Below are 16078 nucleotides of genomic sequence, written 5' to 3'. Positions count from 1 at the left end.
CCTCGAACGTCAACGCGGGCTCGGACGACCGGGCATGTCCTCGCTCCTCGGGATTCACCCGCCGCGTGCGCACTGACCCCGGTCGGCAGGGGGCGGAAGGCGGTGACGTGCCGGGCCGGCGGCCGCTGGAGGCCGGCTGTGCGCACCGGGTCGCGAGGGGCCCGCACCCCTCCATTGCATAAAACTGCGGCCATGCGTATAGTCATGCCTCCAACGAGGAGGGCGACCGATGGCCGTACGAGCAGCAGTGGCAGGGGCGAGCGGATACGCCGGCGGGGAGCTGCTCCGCCTGCTGTGGGCGCACCCCGAGATCGAGATCGGCGCCCTGACCGGCCACTCCAACGCCGGGCAGGCCCTCGGCCGGGTCCAGCCGCATCTGCGGCCGCTGGCCGACCGGGTGCTGGAGCCCACCACCGCCGAGGTCCTCGCCGGGCACGACGTCGTGTTCCTCGCGCTGCCGCACGGGCAGTCCGCGGCCGTCGCCGAGCAACTCGGGGACGAGGTCCTCGTCATCGACATGGGGGCCGACTTCCGGCTCGCGGACGCCGGTGACTGGGAGAGGTTCTACGGCTCCCCGCACGCCGGGACCTGGCCCTACGGGCTTCCCGAACTGCCGGGCGGACGCGCCGCGTTGGCCGGGACCCGGCGGATCGCGGTGCCCGGCTGCTACCCGACCGCCGTCTCCCTCGCGCTCTTCCCCGCGTACGCGGCCGGCCTCGCCGAGCCGGAGGCCGTGATCGTCGCGGCGTCCGGCACCTCCGGGGCGGGCAAGGCGGCCAAGCCGCACCTGCTCGGCTCCGAGGTGATGGGCAGCATGACCCCGTACGGCGTCGGCGGCGGGCACCGCCACACGCCCGAGATGGTCCAGAACCTCAGCGCCGCCGCCGGCGAGCCGGTCACCGTCTCGTTCACGCCCACCCTCGCGCCCATGTCGCGCGGCATCCTCGCCACGTGCAGCACCAGGGCCAGGCCGGGCGTGAGCGCGGAGGGGCTGCGGGCGGTGTACGAGAAGGCGTACGCGGACGAGCCGTTCGCGGACCTCCTGCCCGAGGGGCAGTGGCCCGCCACCGCCGCGGTGTACGGCTCCAACGCCGTACAGGTCCAGGTCGCGCACGACGAGGCCGCCGGGCGCCTCGTCGTCGTCAGCGCCATCGACAACCTCGTCAAGGGCACCGCCGGCGGCGCCCTGCAGAGCATGAACATCGCCCTCGGACTCCCCGAGGACACAGGTCTCACGACGATCGGAGTCGCACCGTGAGCGTCACGGCAGCACAGGGGTTCTCGGCGGCGGGCATCGCCGCGGGAATCAAGGAGAACGGCAACCCGGACCTGGCCCTCGTGGTCAACAGCGGACCGCGCCGCGCCGCCGCGGGCGTCTTCACCTCCAACCGCGTCAAGGCCGCCCCGGTCCTCTGGTCCGAACAGGTCCTCAAGGGCGGGGAGGTCACCGCCGTCGTCCTCAACTCCGGCGGCGCCAACGCCTGCACGGGACCCCGCGGCTTCCAGGACACCCACGCCACCGCGGAGAAGGCCGCGGAGGTGCTGGGCGGGCACAGCGCGGGCGAGATCGCCGTCGCCTCCACCGGGCTCATCGGCATCCCGCTCCCCATGGACAAGCTGCTCCCCGGTATCGAGAAGGCCGCCGAAGCCCTCAGCGAGCACGGCGGCGAGAAGGCCGCCATCGCCATCAAGACCACCGACACCGTGCACAAGACGGCCGTCGCCGGCGGCGAGGGCTGGACCGTCGGCGGCATGGCCAAGGGCGCGGGAATGCTCGCGCCGGGGCTGGCCACCATGCTCGTCGTCCTCACCACCGACGCCGACGTCCCCGCCCCCGCCCTCGACGCCGCCCTGCGCGCCGCCACCCGCACCACCTTCGACCGGGTCGACTCCGACGGCTGCATGTCCACCAACGACACCGTGCTGCTGCTCGCCTCCGGGGCCAGCGGGATCACCCCGGAGCGGGAGGAGTTCGCCGAGGCCGTCCGGGCCGTCTGCGCGGACCTCGCCCGCCAGCTCGTCGGGGACGCCGAGGGCGCGTCCAAGGACATCCGGATCGAGGTGGTCAACGCGGCCACCGAGGACGACGCCGTCGAGGTGGGCCGGTCCATCGCCCGCAACAACCTCCTCAAGTGCGCCCTCCACGGCGAGGACCCCAACTGGGGCCGCGTGCTCTCCGCGATCGGCACGACGAAGGCCGCCTTCGACCCCGACCGGCTCGGCGTCGCCATCAACGACGTCTGGGTCTGCAAGGACGGCAGCGTGGGCGAGGACCGCGAGCTGGTCGACATGCGCTACCGGGAGATCCGGATCACCGCCGACCTCTGCGCGGGCTCCGAGTCGGCCGTCGTCTGGACCAACGACCTCACCGCGGACTACGTCCACGAGAACAGCGCGTACAGCTCATGACCACCGCGCGGAAGCACACCGCACTCCCGAAGGCGCAGATCCTGATCGAGGCGCTGCCCTGGCTGACCCGCCACAACGGCAGGACCGTCGTCATCAAGTTCGGCGGCAACGCCATGGTCGACGAGGAGCTGAAGGCCGCCTTCGCCCAGGACGTCGTGTTCCTGCGCCACGCCGGCCTCAAGCCCGTCGTCGTGCACGGCGGCGGCCCGCAGATCAGCGCCCAGCTCGACAAGCAGGGCCTGGTCAGCGAGTTCAAGGCCGGGCTGCGCGTCACCACGCCCGAGGCGATGGACGTCGTGCGGATGGTGCTCGCCGGGCAGGTCCAGCGCGAACTGGTCGGACTCCTCAACCGGCACGGTCCGCTCGCCGTCGGCATGACCGGCGAGGACGCCCACACCATCACCGCCGTCCAGCACCGTCCCACCATCGACGGCGAGCGCGTCGACATCGGCCGGGTCGGCGAGATCACCGCCATCGACACCGGGGCCGTCCAGGCGCTGCTCGACGACGGCCGCATCCCGGTCGTCTCCTCCATCGCCCGGTCCGCCGACGACCACCACGTCTACAACGTCAACGCCGACACCGCCGCCGCCGCGCTCGCCGCCGCCCTGGGCGCCGAGACCCTGATGGTCCTCACCGACGTCGAGGGCCTCTACGAGGACTGGCCCAACAGCGACGACGTCATCAGCCGGCTCACCGCGAGCGAGCTGGAGAAGCTGCTGCCCGAGCTGTCGAGCGGCATGGTGCCCAAGATGCAGGGCTGCCTGCACGCCGTGCGCAACGGCGTCGAGACCGCCCGCGTCATCGACGGCCGGGTCCAGCACGCGATCCTGCTGGAGATCTTCACCGACGAGGGCATCGGCACGATGGTCGTGCCCGACGCCCCCGCGAACGCACCAGACACACGGACGGCCCACGGACGGGGGACCCCATGACCGGCACGCGACTCACCGAGCGGTGGCAGGGCGCGCTGATGGACAACTACGGCACGCCCCCGCTGGCGCTCGTGCGCGGCGAGGGCGCCTACGTCTGGGACGAGGACGGCGTACGCCACCTCGACTTCGTCGGCGGCATCGCGGTCAACGCGCTCGGCCACGCCCACCCCGCCGTCGTGGAGGCCGTCTCCCGCCAGATCGCCTCCCTCGGGCACGTGTCGAACCTCTACGCCGCCCCGCCGCCCGTCGCGCTCGCCGAACGGCTCCTCGACCTGTTCGGCCGTACGGGCCGGGTCTTCTTCGCCAACTCCGGCGCGGAGGCCAACGAGGCCGCCTTCAAGATCGGACGGCTCACCGGGCGCACCCGCATGGTCGCCACCGACGGCGGCTTCCACGGCCGGACCATGGGGGCGCTCGCGCTCACCGGGCAGCCGGGGAAGCGGGAGCCGTTCCTGCCGCTGCCCGGCGACGTCACGCACGTCCCGTACGGGGACGCGGACGCGCTGCGGGCCGCGGTGACCGAGGAGACCGCGCTGGTCGTCATCGAACCGGTCCAGGGCGAGATGGGCGTGGTCGTCCCGCCCGAGGGCTATCTCAGGGCCGCCCGCGAGATCACCCGCGCCACGGGGACCCTGCTCGTCCTGGACGAGGTCCAGACCGGCATCGGGCGCTGCGGCCAGTGGTTCGAGCACCAGGCCCACGAGGGCGTCGAGCCGGACGTCGTCACCCTCGCCAAGGGGCTCGGCGGCGGCCTCCCCATCGGCGCGACCGTCGCCTTCGGCCCGGCGGCCGACCTGCTGAGGCCCGGCCACCACGGCACCACGTTCGGCGGCAATCCTGTGGCCTGCGCCGCCGGACTCGCCGTGCTCGACACCCTCGCGGCCGACGGCGCGCTCGACCGGGTCAAGCGGCTCGGCGAGAGGATCCGCGCCGGCGTCGAGGCGCTGGGACACCCCCTGGTCTCCCACGTCCGCGGCAGCGGCCTGCTGCTGGGTATCGTGCTCACCGGACCCCTCGCACCGCAGGTGCAGCAGGCGGCCCAGGGAGCCGGCCTCCTGGTGAACGCGCCCGCCCCCGATGTCGTACGGCTCATGCCGCCGCTGATCATCGGTGACGCGGAGGCGGACGCGTTCCTGCGGATTCTGCCGGTCGCTCTCGACGCGGCACACGGGGACGGACGATCCGGGGCATGACCCTGCGGAGAATGAGGCGACGACGATGACCGAGGCGCAGGAGACCGAGCACGGCGGGCCGTCCGTGCCGCAGACCCGCACCGCCCGCCACCGCCGGATCGTGGACATCCTGAACCGGCAGCCGGTCCGCTCGCAGAGCCAGCTCGCCAAGCTGCTGGCCGACGACGGGCTGAGCGTCACCCAGGCGACGCTCTCGCGCGACCTCGACGAGCTGGGCGCGGTGAAGATCCGCAACACCGGCGGCGAGCTGATCTACGCGGTGCCGAGCGAGGGCGGGTTCCGCACCCCGCAGGCGCCGCTGGGCGGCTCGGCCAAGGAGGAGCGGATGCGCCGGCTCTCGGCCGAACTGCTCATCTCCGCCGAGGCCTCCGCCAATCTCGTGGTGCTGCGGACCCCGCCGGGCGCGGCCCAGTTCCTCGCCTCGGCCATCGACCAGGCCGAGTTGCACGACATCCTCGGCACCATCGCGGGCGACGACACGCTGATGCTCATCAGCCGCGAGGCGAACGGCGGCCAGGCGCTCGCCGACCACCTGCTGCGGCTCGCCCAGAACGACCGCTGAGCCCGCCCGTTCAGTAGCGCGTGATCGCGGTCGGGCCCGAGGAGGTCCCGACCGCGATGTGCGGCGCGCGCGCCGGATCGGCCCAGGCCAGGATCTCGGCCATCGCCGCGGCCGGTACGGAGACGCATCCGGCGGTCGCCCCGCGCCCGTTGACGTGGAGGAAGATCCCCGCCCCCCGGCCGCGCACCGGCCGGTCGTAGTTGAACCCGATCACCAGCGCGTGGGCGTACTGCGTCCCGTAGGAGACCAGGTGCTCGGCCTCCGCCGCCCGGCAGTCCGCCGGGAGCGGTTCCACCCACCGGTTGTAGGCGCGCGCCCCGTCGTCCTGGCACCACCAGGAGTCCTCGTCCACCCCGCGGTACGGGTACGTCGTCCCGGCCGGGGCCTCGTCGACGCCGAAGGCGTACGGCAGGTCGTACAGCCCGGTCGGGGTGGTGCCGGTGCCCTGCTCCCGGTCGGCGCCCTCCACCAGCCCGTTCGCCCCGAACCGCGCGGGCGCCGACCCGGCCTTCGCCCATCCGCCCGCGCGCCGCTCCCACCAGGTCACCGTGCCCGCCGTGGAACCGGTGTGCGGCGCCTCGGCGGTGATGAGCTGAGAGCCGCCGCCGGTGTCGGCCAGCCGGTCGGGCAGGGGCGGGTCGTCGGCGGGCCGGGCCCCGAGCGAGCCGGCCAGGGCGAGGAGAACGGCGGCGGTCACCAGTGGTCTGCGCATACTCCGGACCGTACGGCGGCCCGCCGCCGCGCCCCACCCGGCGCGGTCCGTACGGGGCAGGCGGGCCGCCGACCGCCGTACCCGACCTGACCTGGCGCTTTGACAAAACATACGGTGGACCGCATAGTTATACCCATCAGTGATTGCACCGTAAGGAGAAACCCGTGACCGAGCGCGTCGTACTCGCCTACTCGGGCGGCCTGGACACCTCCGTCGCCATCGGCTGGATCGCCGAGGAGACGGGCGCCGAGGTCATCGCCGTCGCCGTGGACGTCGGCCAGGGCGGCGAGGACCTGGACGTCATCCGCAAGCGCGCGCTCGCCTGCGGTGCCGTCGAGGCCGAGGTCGCGGACGCCAAGGACGAGTTCGCCGAGGAGTACTGCCTCCCGGCGATCAAGGCCAACGCCCTCTACATGGACCGCTATCCGCTGGTCTCCGCGCTCTCCCGGCCCACCATCGTCAAGCACCTCGTCGCCGCCGCCCAGAAGCACGGCGCCGGGATCGTCGCCCACGGCTGCACCGGCAAGGGCAACGACCAGGTCCGCTTCGAGGCCGGCATCTCCGCGCTCGGCCCCGACCTGAAGTGCATCGCCCCGGTCCGCGACTACGCGATGACCCGCGACAAGGCGATCGCCTTCTGCGAGGAGAAGAACCTCCCGATCGCGACCACCAAGAAGTCCCCGTACTCCATCGACCAGAACGTCTTCGGACGCGCCGTCGAGACGGGTTTCCTGGAGGACATCTGGAACGCGCCGATCGAGGACATCTACGAGTACACCGAGAACCCCGCCACGCCGCGCGAGGCCGACGAGGTCGTCATCTCCTTCAAGGAGGGCGTGCCGGTCGCGATCGACGGCCGCCCCGTCACCGTCCTCCAGGCGATCCAGCAGCTCAACCAGCGGGCCGGCGCCCAGGGCGTCGGCCGGATCGACATGGTCGAGGACCGGCTGGTGGGCATCAAGTCGCGCGAGGTGTACGAGGCGCCCGGCGCGATCGCGCTGATCACCGCCCACCAGGAGCTGGAGAACGTCACCGTCGAGCGCGAGCTGGCCCGCTACAAGCGGCAGGTCGAGCAGCGCTGGGGCGAGATGGTCTACGACGGCCTGTGGTTCTCCCCGCTCAAGCGGGCGCTGGACGGCTTCATCGACGAGGCCAACCGCCACGTCACCGGCGACATCCGGATGACCCTGCACGCCGGCCGCGCCGTCGTCACCGGCCGGAGGTCCGAGGAGTCGCTGTACGACTTCAACCTCGCCACCTACGACTCGGGCGACACCTTCGACCAGTCCAAGGCGCAGGGCTTCATCGAGATCTTCGGCCTCTCGTCCAAGATCGCGGCCAAGCGCGACCTGGCCTGACCCCCTCGCCGTACCGCCGCCTCCCCGTCCGCACGCGGCGGGGAGGCGGCCGCATATCCGCACCATCGCCTTAGAGGAGCACGCAGTGAGCAGCAACAACGGTGACGTCCGGCTCTGGGGCGCGCGTTTCGCCGACGGACCGGCCGAGGCGCTGGCCAAGCTGTCGGCCTCCGTCCACTTCGACTGGCGGCTCGCGCCGTACGACATCGCCGGCTCCCGCGCCCACGCCCGCGTGCTGAACAAGGCGGGCCTGCTCACCGAGGACGAGCTGACCCGGATGCTCGCCGGGCTCGACCGGCTGGAGGCCGACGTCGCCGACGGCTCGTTCACCGGGACGATCGCGGACGAGGACGTCCACACCGCGCTGGAGCGCGGCCTGCTGGAGCGCCTGGGCCCCGACCTGGGGGGCAAGCTGCGCGCCGGGCGCTCGCGCAACGACCAGATCGCCACGCTCTTCCGGATGTACCTGCGCGACCACGCACGGATCATCGGCGGCCTGATCGCCGACCTCCAGAGCGCGCTCGTCGGCCTGGCCGAGGCCCACCAGGACGTCGCCATGCCGGGCCGGACGCACCTCCAGCACGCCCAGCCGGTGCTCTTCGCCCACCATGTGCTCGCCCATGTGCAGGCCCTGTCGCGGGACGCCGAGCGGCTGCGCCAGTGGGACGCGCGGACGGCGGTCTCCCCGTACGGCTCCGGCGCGCTCGCCGGGTCCTCGCTCGGGCTCGACCCGGAGGCGGTCGCCGCCGACCTCGGCTTCGAGCACGGTTCGGTCGCCAACTCCATCGACGGCACCGCCTCGCGGGACTTCGTCGCGGAGTTCGCGTTCATCACCGCGATGATCGGCGTGAACCTCTCCCGGATCGCGGAGGAGGTCATCATCTGGAACACGAAGGAGTTCTCCTTCGTCACCCTGCACGACGCCTTCTCCACCGGCTCCTCGATCATGCCGCAGAAGAAGAACCCGGACGTCGCCGAGCTGGCGCGCGGCAAGTCCGGCCGCCTCATCGGCAACCTGACCGGCCTGCTCGCCACGCTCAAGGCCCTCCCCCTGGCGTACAACCGGGACCTCCAGGAGGACAAGGAGCCCGTCTTCGACTCCTGCGACCAGTTGGAGGTCCTGCTGCCCGCCTTCACCGGCATGATGGCCACCCTCACCGTCCACCGCGAGCGCATGGAGGAGCTGGCCCCGGCGGGCTTCTCGCTCGCCACCGACATCGCGGAGTGGCTGGTCAGGCAGGGCGTCCCCTTCCGGGTGGCGCACGAGGTGGCCGGCGCGTGCGTCAAGGAGTGCGAGCGGCACTCCATCGAGCTGGACCAGCTCAGCGACGAGCAGTTCGCACGGATCTCCGCACACCTCACCCCCGAGGTCCGCACGGTCCTGAACGTGCGCGGCGCGCTCGCCTCCCGCTGCGGCCGGGGCGGAACGGCCCCTTCCGCCGTCGCCGTGCAGCTCGCCGAGGTGAAGGACGACCTGGCCGCCCAGCACGCCTGGGCGGCGGCGCGCGGGTAGCCGCGGCCCGCCGGCCGGCCCGGACGGAGGACCGGACGCGCGGGTCCTTCGTCCGGGGGAGCGCACGGCGGCGGTCCGGTGCGCGGCAGGTGTACGACCGGCGCCGCGGGCTACGTTCACCGGGGTAGGAGTACCGGAACCCCGATCCGAGGAGCCCGCGATGCCGTTCGCCGCCCTGGCCGCCGCGACGACCCCCACCGCCCACATCGGGCTCGGCCTGGCCGCCGTGGGGAGGCCCGGCTACATCACCCTCCACCGCGACCGGGACCTGCCCGCCGAACGGGACCCGGAGGCCCTGCGCGCCCGCACCCACGAACTGCTGGACGCGGCCTACTCCCAGGGCGTCCGGTACGTCGACACGGCCCGCTCCTACGGGCGGGCCGAGGAGTTCCTCGCCGAGTGGCTGGAGGCCCGGCCCGCGTTCACCGACCTCGTCGTGGGCAGCAAGTGGGGGTACGCCTACACCGCCGACTGGAGCACGGCGGCCGAGGTCCACGAGGTCAAGGACCACGGCCTGGCCGCGTTCGAGCGCCAGTACGCCGAGACGCGAGCCCTCCTCGGCGACCGGCTCGCCCTCTACCAGGTCCACTCGGTCACCCCGGACAGCCCGGCGCTCACGGACCGGGCGCTGCACGGACGCCTCGCCGCCCTCGCCGCCGACGGCGTCACCGTCGGCCTCTCCACCAGCGGGCCCGCCCAGGCCGACGCGATCCGCTCCGCCCTCGCCGTCAGGGTCGACGGCGAACCCCTCTTCCGGACCGTCCAGGCCACCTACAACGCCCTGGAGACCTCGGCCGCCGCCGCGCTGTCCGAGGCCCATGCCGCCGGACTCACCGTGATCGTCAAGGAGGGGCTGGCCAACGGGCGGCTGGCCGGGGACGAGGCCCCCGCCCTCGTCCGGGAGATCGCCGCCGAGGCGGGCGTGGGCGGCGACGCGGTCGCCCTCGCGCTGGTCCTGCACCAGCCCTGGGCCGGGGTCGTGCTCTCCGGAGCGGCCACCGTCAACCAGCTCTCCGACAACCTGCACGCGGCCGTCGTCGACCTGGACGACGAGCGGCGGGCCCGGCTCGACGCCCTGGTCGAGGAGCCGGAGGCGTACTGGCGGCGGCGCGCGGCCCTGCCCTGGAACTGACCGCGACCACCGGGGTCCGCCCCCGCCTCAGCGGCTCGTGAGGACCACGAGCCGCTGCGTGGCGCGGGTCATCGCGACATAGCGGTCGACCGCCCCCTCGACGCCCGGCCCGAACCCGTCCGGGTCGACGAGGACGACCAGGTCGAACTCGAGCCCCTTCGACAGCTCCGGCGTCAGCGACCGCACACGGGGCGTCGCCCGGAAGGCGGGGTCGCCGATCACGCAGGCGGTCCCGCCGGCGTGCTCGGCGAGCCACGCGTCGAGGACCGCGTCCCGGTCCTCCGTGGAGCCGTGGAGGACGGGGACGCCGCTGCCGCGGACGGACGTGGGCACGTTGGCGTCCGGGAGCACGGCCCGGACGACCGGCTCGGCCTCCGCCATGATCTCCCGAGGCGTGCGGTAGTTGATGCTCAGGGACGCCGACGTGATCCGGTCGAACCCGACCCGCTCCAGCCGCTCCCGCCACGACTCGGGGAACCCGCGCCGGGCCTGCGCCCGGTCCCCGACGATCGTGAAGCTGCGGGAGGGGCACCGGGCCAGCAGCATGTGCCACTGCGCGTCGGTCAGCTCCTGGGCCTCGTCCACGACGATGTGCGCGAACGGCCCGGCCAGCGGGTCGGACGCGACGCCGTCCGCTCCGTCCGCGTCCACCAGGGCGTCCCGCAGGTCCCGCCCGTGCAGCATCGCCAGCGCGCCCTCCCCGTCGGCGTCCGCGTCGACCAGGGTCTCGTCCGCGAGCAGGCTGTCGATGGCCCGCCCCATCCGCTCGCGCTCGGCGGCCGCGGCGGCCCGCCGCCGGCGTCCGCGCCCGGACGCCTCCGGGTCCCCCAGCCGCTGCCGGGCCGCGTCCAGGATCGGCAGGTCGGACACCGTCCAGGCGCGGGGGTCGGCACGCCGCAACCGCCCCGCCTCCTCGCGGCTCAGCCAGGGAGCGCACCTGCGCAGGTAGGCGGGGACCGTCCAGAGGTCCCCGACGACGTCGGCCGCCTCCAGCAGCGGCCAGGCGCGGTCGAAGGCGGCGAACAGGTCCCTGTTCCGCCGCAGCGCGCCGCGCAGCACCTCGTCCGCGACGTCGCCCTCGTGCTTCGCCACGAGGATCGTCAGCAGCTCCTCCCACACCTGGTCGCGCGCCTCGTTGTGCGGGACGCCCGGCTCCGCCGCCTCGAAGGCGCAGGCCCAGTCGGCGGCGGTGAGGTGGACGTCGGACCAGTGGGTCTCCACCCGCAGCTCCGCGGCGGGCGGCTCCTCGTAGAACGCGACGGCCGCCTCGACCGCCTTCACCAGTCCCGCGGACGCCTTGAGGCGTGCCGCCTCCGGGTCGGCCTCGGCCACCGCGGCGGCGCCCTCGGGGACGAGGTCGCGCAGGGTGCAGGTGCGCACGCCCTCCTCCCCGAGGCTGGGCAGCACGTCGGAGACGTACCCCAGGTAGGGCTCGTGCGGGCCGACGAACAGCACCCCGCCCCTGCGGTGGCCGAGGCGCGGGTCGGCGTGGAGGAGGTAGGCGGAGCGGTGCAGGGCCACGACGGTCTTGCCCGTGCCGGGCCCGCCGTCCACGACGAGGGCGCCGCGGGAATCCGCGCGGATGACGGCGTCCTGATCGGCCTGGATGGTGCCGAGCACATCGCGCATCCGCGCCGACCGGTCGCCGCCCAGGCTGGCGATGAAGGCCGACTGGTCGTCGAGCGCGGCGTGCCCGGCGAACCCGTCCGGGGTGAAGACCTCGTCCCAGTAGTCGCTGATCCGCCCGCCGCTCCAGCGGTAGCGCCGGCGGCTCGCCAGCCCCATCGGGCGGGCGTGGGTGGCCCCGAAGAAGGGCTCGGCGGCGGGGGAGCGCCAGTCGGTCAGCAGCCGCCGCCCCGTGCTGTCGGTCAGGCCGAGCCGGCCGACGTACACCGGATCGGAGCCGTCCGCGCCGACCATGCGCCCCAGGCACAGATCGAGGCCGAAGCGGCGCAGGGTGCGCAGGCGGGCGGTCAGCCGGTGGATCTCGGCGTCCCGTTCCATGGCCTGCCGGCTCGCGCCGCCGGGCGCCCGGCGCTCGGCGGCGAGGCGGTCGGTCAGCTCCGCGATCGACTCGTCGAGGCATTGGGCGATGGCGGCGAAGTGGTGCTCGTCGCCCCGGATCAGGGCCGGGTCGGCCTTGGCGGCCAGCCGGTCGGGGAGGGCGAACGCGCTGGTGGTCAGGGGGTTCATGGCGTCACTTCCGGTCTCGGATGCGGGCGGTTCGGGTACGGGCCGGGGCGTACGGGCTCCGGCGCGCGGCGGCGCGCTCAGTGGACGGGCCCGGCGGCGGGCGTCCCGAACCACCGCGCCAACGCCTCCAGCAGGCCCGCCTCGTCCTCGCCGGCCCAGGCCACGTGGCCGTCCGGCCGCAGCAGCACGGCGGGCGCGTCCAGCTCCGCGCAGGGGTCGACCACGTGGTCGACCCGGTCGGCCCAGCCTTCCGCCGACAGCCCGCCCGTCCGGTCGAGCAGCAGCCCGCGTCCGCCGTGCGTCAACGCGTAGAGCCGGCCCCGTTCCAGCGGCAGGTCGCGCAGACGCCGGCCGAGCAGGTCGTGCCCCTCGCCGAAGTCGTAGCGGACGTCCACGGCGGTGATCATCCCGGTCACGTACCGGTTCACCTCCTCGACGTCCATCAGCCGCGCCAGCAGCTCCCGCAGCGCCCGCGCGCCGGCGTCGCTCCCCAGCAGCGTGATCTGCGCGCGGGTGTTGTCCAGCACCCGCGCGCCCACCGGGTGGCGCTCGTCGTGGTAGGTGTCCAGCAGCCCCTCGGGGGCCCATCCGTTGACCGCGGCGGCCAGCTTCCAGCCGAGGTTGAACGCGTCCTGCACCCCGAGGTTGAGCCCCTGCCCGCCGGTCGGCGGGTGGATGTGCGCGGCGTCGCCGGCCAGCAGCACCCGGCCGACCCGGTAGCGCTCGGCCTGCCGGGTGGCGTCGCCGAACCGGGAGAGCCAGCGCGGTGAGTGCACCCCGAAGTCGGTGCCCGCGACCTCCCGCAGCCGCCGCCTGAACTCCTCCAGGGTCGGCGGGTCCACCCGGCCCTCGGAGACCCCGTCGGCGGGCACGATGACGCGGAAGGTCCCGTCGCCGTTGGGGATGACCCCGAACCGCAGGTGGGTCCGGCGCACCTCCTCGACCACGGAGGCGACCACCGCCGGGTCGGCCGTCGCCTCCAGGTCGCCCAGCAGCGTCTCGACGGTGGCGGGCTCGCCGGGGAAGCCGACGCCGAGCCGCTTGCGGACCGTGCTGCGGCCGCCGTCGCACCCGACGAGGTAGCGCGCCCGCAGCCGTGCGCCGTCCGCCTGCACGACGGTCACCCCGTCCTCGTCCTGGCTCAGTCCGACCACCTCGCAGCCGCGCCGGATCTCCGCGCCGAGCTCGCGGGCCCGTTCGTCGAGCAGCCGCTCGGTGACCGGCTGGAGGGTGGACAGGCCGTAGGGGTGGGCGGTGTCCAGCCCGTTCGGCCACGGCTTCTGGATGCCGCCGAAGAGGCCGCCCACCTGGAACTTCTCGCTCACCGCGAGGAAGCGGTCGAGCAGCCCGCGCTGATCCATCACCTCGACGCTGCGCACATGCAGCCCGCGCCCCCTGGACTCGCGGGTCGGCTCGCTCAGCCGCTCCAGGACGACCGTGCGCACCCCGGCGAGCCGCAGTTCGCAGGCCAGCATCAGCCCGGTCGGCCCACCACCGGCAATGATCACGTCGATCAACTTCATTCCGCCTTCGTCCACGTCGGGTTCGGGGAAGCCGCGTCCGGGGACACGGGCTTCGGCCGACGATTCTGCGTCCGATGGGGGGCCTTGCGGCAAGGCCCCCCATGCGCTATAAGTTGAGACTGGCGAGGAGTGGGTGTTCCTCCTTCGTCCTCCCAGCGCCCGCGAGTTGGTCCGCGTCGTCGGCCTCCGCGCGTTCCTCCGCCTCCGGACCATGAGCCTCCGGCCGACGATCGCGCCTCCCGGCCCGGCGGCTCCCGGCAGGCGAGCGGATCCGATGGGCCCCGACCGACCGCCGCGCCCCTGTCGCCCGCGCGCGTCCCACCGGCCGGCTCCTCCCTCACACGCTCCCTCGGTCCATGCGGTGAGACGAAAATGTCTCATACGGGTTAGGGTCGTCTCATGACTCTCGACCGCGAGCAGGTGCTGCGGAGCGCCGCCGACCTGTTGACCCGCAAGTCCACCGCGACCATGGACGAGGTCGCCAAGGCCGCGGGCATCGGCCGGGCCACCCTCCACCGCCACTTCGCCGGGCGCGACGCCCTGGTCAGGGCGTTGGAGGAGCTGGGCCTGCGGGAGTTCGAGGCGGCGCTGGACGCCGCCCGGCTCGACGAGGACACCGGTGAGGAGGCGCTGCGCCGCCTCGTCGCGGCCGTCCAGCCCGGCGCCGGGCTGCTGTCCTTCCTCATCACCGAGCACCAGCTCTTCGAGGGCGACGAGGTCAACGAGGGCTGGAACCGGGCCGACGCCCGCGTCTCCGCCTTCTTCCGCCGCGGCCAGGAACGCGGCGAATTCCGCATCGACCTCACCCCCGCCTGGCTGACCGAGGCCCTGTACGGGCTCATCGGCACGGGGGCCTGGGCCGTCCAGGTGGGACGGGTCGCCGCACAGGACTTCCCCCACATGATCGTCGAGTTGCTGCTCGGCGGAGTTCGCCGGAGCGTGGAGCAATGACCAGCATGGACCGACACCCGGACACCGCCGACGACGTACGCCGCCCCGGACGGTGGCTCGCGCTCGCCGTGCTCGCGCTCGCCGTGCTGCTGGTGGCCGTCGACGCCACCGTCCTCGGCCTCGCCACCCCCTTCCTCAGCGAGGACCTCGCCCCCACCGGCACCCAGCTCCTGTGGATCGGCGACGTCTACTCCTTCGTCATCGCCGGGATGCTCGTCTCCATGGGCAGCCTCGGCGACCGCATCGGGCGCAAGAAGCTGCTGCTGACCGGCGCCGTCGCGTTCGGCGCGGTCTCCGTCCTCAACGCGTACGCGACCACGCCCGAGATGATGATCGTCGCGCGGGCGCTGCTCGGCGTCGCGGGCGCCACCCTGATGCCCTCCACCCTGGCCCTGATCCGCAACCTGTTCCACGACCCGCGCGAGCGCAGCCTCGCCATCGGCATCTGGGGGGCCATGGCGTCGGCGGGCGCGGCGGTCGGTCCGGTCGTCGGCGGGTTCCTGCTCGAACACTTCTGGTGGGGTTCGGTCTTCCTCATCAACCTGCCCGTCATGGCCGTGCTCGTCGTCGTCGGCGTCAAGCTGATCCCCGAGTCGAAGAACCCCGCGCCCGGCCCGTGGGACCTGCTCAGCGTCGGCCTCTCCCTGGTCGGGATGATCGGCGTCGTGTACGCCATCAAGGAGGCGGCCGCGCACGGGCCGGGCTGGGACTCCGCCGCGGCCGCCGTCCTCGGCGTCGCCGCGCTCACCTGGTTCGTCCGCCGGCAACTGCGGCTGCCCGCGCCGCTGCTGGACATGCGGCTCTTCCACCACCGGGGCTTCTCCGGCGCGGTCCTCGCCGACCTGCTGACCATCCTGGGCCTCTCCGGCCTGGTCTTCTTCCTCTCCCAGTACCTGCAACTGGTCCAGGGCCGGGGCCCGTTGGAGGCCGGTCTCGCCGAACTCCCGGCGGCCGTCGGCGCGGTGACCGCCGGTCTGCTGGCCGGGTTCGCGGCGCGCCGGTTCTCGGTCCGCTCGGTCGTCGCGGGCGGACTCGCCGCGGTCGGGCTGGCGCTCGGCTCGGTGACCCTGCTCGACCAGCACACCGGCTACCCGCTGCTGGGCTCGATGCTGCTGGTGGTCGGCGTCGGCGCCGGGCTCGCCTTCACCGTCACCGCCGACGTCATCCTCTCCAGCGTCCCCACCGAGCAGGCCGGCTCCGCGTCCGCCGTCTCCGAAACGGCGTACGAGCTCGGGGCCGCCCTCGGCATCGCCCTGCTCGGCTCCATCGTCACCGGCGTCTACCGGGGCTTCCCGACCCCGTCCGGCATCTCCTCGGGCGTCGAGTCGGCCGCCCACGAATCGCTGGGCGGAGCCGTCGACGCCGCCACCGCCCTGCCCGCCGCCCAGGCCGGCCCGCTGGTCGCCGCGGCCCAGGAGGCGTTCGTCGACGGGTTGCGTTCGGCGGCGGGGGTCGGCGCCTCGGTGCTGCTGGCGACGGCCGTCGCCGCGTGGTTCCTGCTGCGGGGCCAGAAGCTGGAGGACGGCGTCCAGCACCCGTGACCGGGGCCCCTCACGACGCCGTGCGGCCCGCACCCCCGAGATCCGGGGTGCGGGCC

13 protein-coding genes are annotated in these 16078 nt (G+C 73.8%); 10 read left to right on the top strand and 3 right to left on the bottom strand.

The genetic code is table 11. The features are described 5' to 3' along the window. Positions 1 to 229: 229 nt before the first annotated feature. The 5 genes from argC to ACZ6EJ_RS16005 are packed head-to-tail and all read left to right on the top strand — an operon-like array spanning position 230 to position 5099. Complete coding sequence (argC, locus tag ACZ6EJ_RS16025) at positions 230 to 1258, top strand: N-acetyl-gamma-glutamyl-phosphate reductase (RefSeq protein WP_469267684.1); 1029 nt, start codon at positions 230 to 232, stop codon at positions 1256 to 1258. Then, positions 1255 to 2409 (top strand): bifunctional glutamate N-acetyltransferase/amino-acid acetyltransferase ArgJ, encoded by a 1155-nt coding sequence (gene argJ / locus ACZ6EJ_RS16020; protein WP_469267682.1) that lies wholly within the window; start codon positions 1255 to 1257, stop codon positions 2407 to 2409. Before argC ends, argJ begins: the two co-directional genes overlap by 4 nt. Next, the gene (argB, locus tag ACZ6EJ_RS16015; protein ID WP_469267680.1) at positions 2406 to 3344 is read left to right on the top strand and encodes an acetylglutamate kinase; all 939 of its coding nucleotides are present in this window, start codon (positions 2406 to 2408) and stop codon (positions 3342 to 3344) included. The genes argJ and argB overlap by 4 nt, the downstream gene beginning before the upstream one ends. Beyond that, positions 3341 to 4537, top strand: coding sequence for an acetylornithine transaminase (locus tag ACZ6EJ_RS16010; RefSeq protein WP_469267679.1), 1197 nt, complete (start codon positions 3341 to 3343; stop codon positions 4535 to 4537). The genes argB and ACZ6EJ_RS16010 overlap by 4 nt, the downstream gene beginning before the upstream one ends. Positions 4538 to 4562: 25 nt before the next feature. Continuing rightward, positions 4563 to 5099 carry an arginine repressor gene (locus tag ACZ6EJ_RS16005; protein WP_469267678.1) on the top strand — a complete coding sequence of 179 codons (537 nt, stop codon included), beginning with the start codon at positions 4563 to 4565 and terminating at the stop codon, positions 5097 to 5099. A gap of 10 nt (positions 5100 to 5109) precedes the next feature. On the opposite strand, the gene ACZ6EJ_RS16000 is transcribed toward ACZ6EJ_RS16005, so the two are convergent. Beyond that, positions 5110 to 5811 (bottom strand): L,D-transpeptidase family protein, encoded by a 702-nt coding sequence (locus tag ACZ6EJ_RS16000; RefSeq protein ID WP_469267677.1) that lies wholly within the window; start codon positions 5809 to 5811, stop codon positions 5110 to 5112. Positions 5812 to 5975: 164 nt separating this feature from the next. Here ACZ6EJ_RS16000 and ACZ6EJ_RS15995 point away from each other — a divergent pair, with 164 nt between their 5' ends. The 3 genes from ACZ6EJ_RS15995 to ACZ6EJ_RS15985 all read left to right on the top strand — a co-directional run bounded on the left by ACZ6EJ_RS15995 (position 5976) and on the right by ACZ6EJ_RS15985 (position 9814). Next, a complete protein-coding gene (locus tag ACZ6EJ_RS15995) occupies positions 5976 to 7169 on the top strand; it encodes an argininosuccinate synthase (RefSeq protein WP_469267675.1) in 1194 nt (397 codons plus the stop codon). Between the two features lie 85 nt (positions 7170 to 7254). Further along, positions 7255 to 8682: an argininosuccinate lyase gene (gene argH / locus ACZ6EJ_RS15990; protein WP_469267673.1), complete on the top strand. Its 1428-nt coding sequence runs from the start codon at positions 7255 to 7257 to the stop codon at positions 8680 to 8682. A gap of 160 nt (positions 8683 to 8842) precedes the next feature. Beyond that, a complete protein-coding gene (locus ACZ6EJ_RS15985) occupies positions 8843 to 9814 on the top strand; it encodes an aldo/keto reductase (RefSeq protein ID WP_469267671.1) in 972 nt (323 codons plus the stop codon). Positions 9815 to 9841: 27 nt separating this feature from the next. Here the strand turns inward: ACZ6EJ_RS15985 and helR are convergent, their stop codons facing one another. Beyond that, positions 9842 to 12007 (bottom strand): RNA polymerase recycling motor ATPase HelR, encoded by a 2166-nt coding sequence (helR, locus tag ACZ6EJ_RS15980; protein WP_469267670.1) that lies wholly within the window; start codon positions 12005 to 12007, stop codon positions 9842 to 9844. Between the two features lie 77 nt (positions 12008 to 12084). Next, on the bottom strand, positions 12085 to 13524 hold the full coding sequence (rox, locus tag ACZ6EJ_RS15975) for a rifampin monooxygenase (protein WP_469267711.1): 1440 nt from the start codon (positions 13522 to 13524) through the stop codon (positions 12085 to 12087). Positions 13525 to 13929: 405 nt separating this feature from the next. On the opposite strand from rox, the gene ACZ6EJ_RS15970 reads away from it, so the two are divergent. Beyond that, on the top strand, positions 13930 to 14481 hold the full coding sequence (locus ACZ6EJ_RS15970) for a TetR/AcrR family transcriptional regulator (RefSeq protein WP_469267669.1): 552 nt from the start codon (positions 13930 to 13932) through the stop codon (positions 14479 to 14481). Beyond that, the gene (locus ACZ6EJ_RS15965) at positions 14478 to 16022 is read left to right on the top strand and encodes an MFS transporter (protein WP_469267667.1); all 1545 of its coding nucleotides are present in this window, start codon (positions 14478 to 14480) and stop codon (positions 16020 to 16022) included. The genes ACZ6EJ_RS15970 and ACZ6EJ_RS15965 overlap by 4 nt, the downstream gene beginning before the upstream one ends. Positions 16023 to 16078 lie beyond the last annotated feature (56 nt).

The sequence above is a fragment of the Streptomyces sp. NPDC041970 genome, from assembly GCF_055588985.1.
Note: the sequence above shows the minus strand (reverse complement) of the source record. Positions and strands in the feature narration are given on the sequence as shown.

Bases quoted from the DNA above. Each gene is read 5' to 3' on its own strand.
- ACZ6EJ_RS15970 (WP_469267669.1), top strand. From the start codon at position 13,930: ATGACTCTCGACCGCGAGCAGGTGCTGCGGAGCGCCGCCGACCTGTTG.
- argC (WP_469267684.1), top strand. From the start codon at position 230: ATGGCCGTACGAGCAGCAGTGGCAGGGGCGAGCGGATACGCCGGCGGG.
- argB (WP_469267680.1), top strand. From the start codon at position 2,406: ATGACCACCGCGCGGAAGCACACCGCACTCCCGAAGGCGCAGATCCTG.
- ACZ6EJ_RS16005 (WP_469267678.1), top strand. From the start codon at position 4,563: ATGACCGAGGCGCAGGAGACCGAGCACGGCGGGCCGTCCGTGCCGCAG.
- ACZ6EJ_RS16000 (WP_469267677.1), bottom strand. From the start codon at position 5,811: ATGCGCAGACCACTGGTGACCGCCGCCGTTCTCCTCGCCCTGGCCGGC.
- helR (WP_469267670.1), bottom strand. From the start codon at position 12,007: ATGAACCCCCTGACCACCAGCGCGTTCGCCCTCCCCGACCGGCTGGCC.
- ACZ6EJ_RS15985 (WP_469267671.1), top strand. From the start codon at position 8,843: ATGCCGTTCGCCGCCCTGGCCGCCGCGACGACCCCCACCGCCCACATC.
- ACZ6EJ_RS15965 (WP_469267667.1), top strand. From the start codon at position 14,478: ATGACCAGCATGGACCGACACCCGGACACCGCCGACGACGTACGCCGC.
- ACZ6EJ_RS16010 (WP_469267679.1), top strand. From the start codon at position 3,341: ATGACCGGCACGCGACTCACCGAGCGGTGGCAGGGCGCGCTGATGGAC.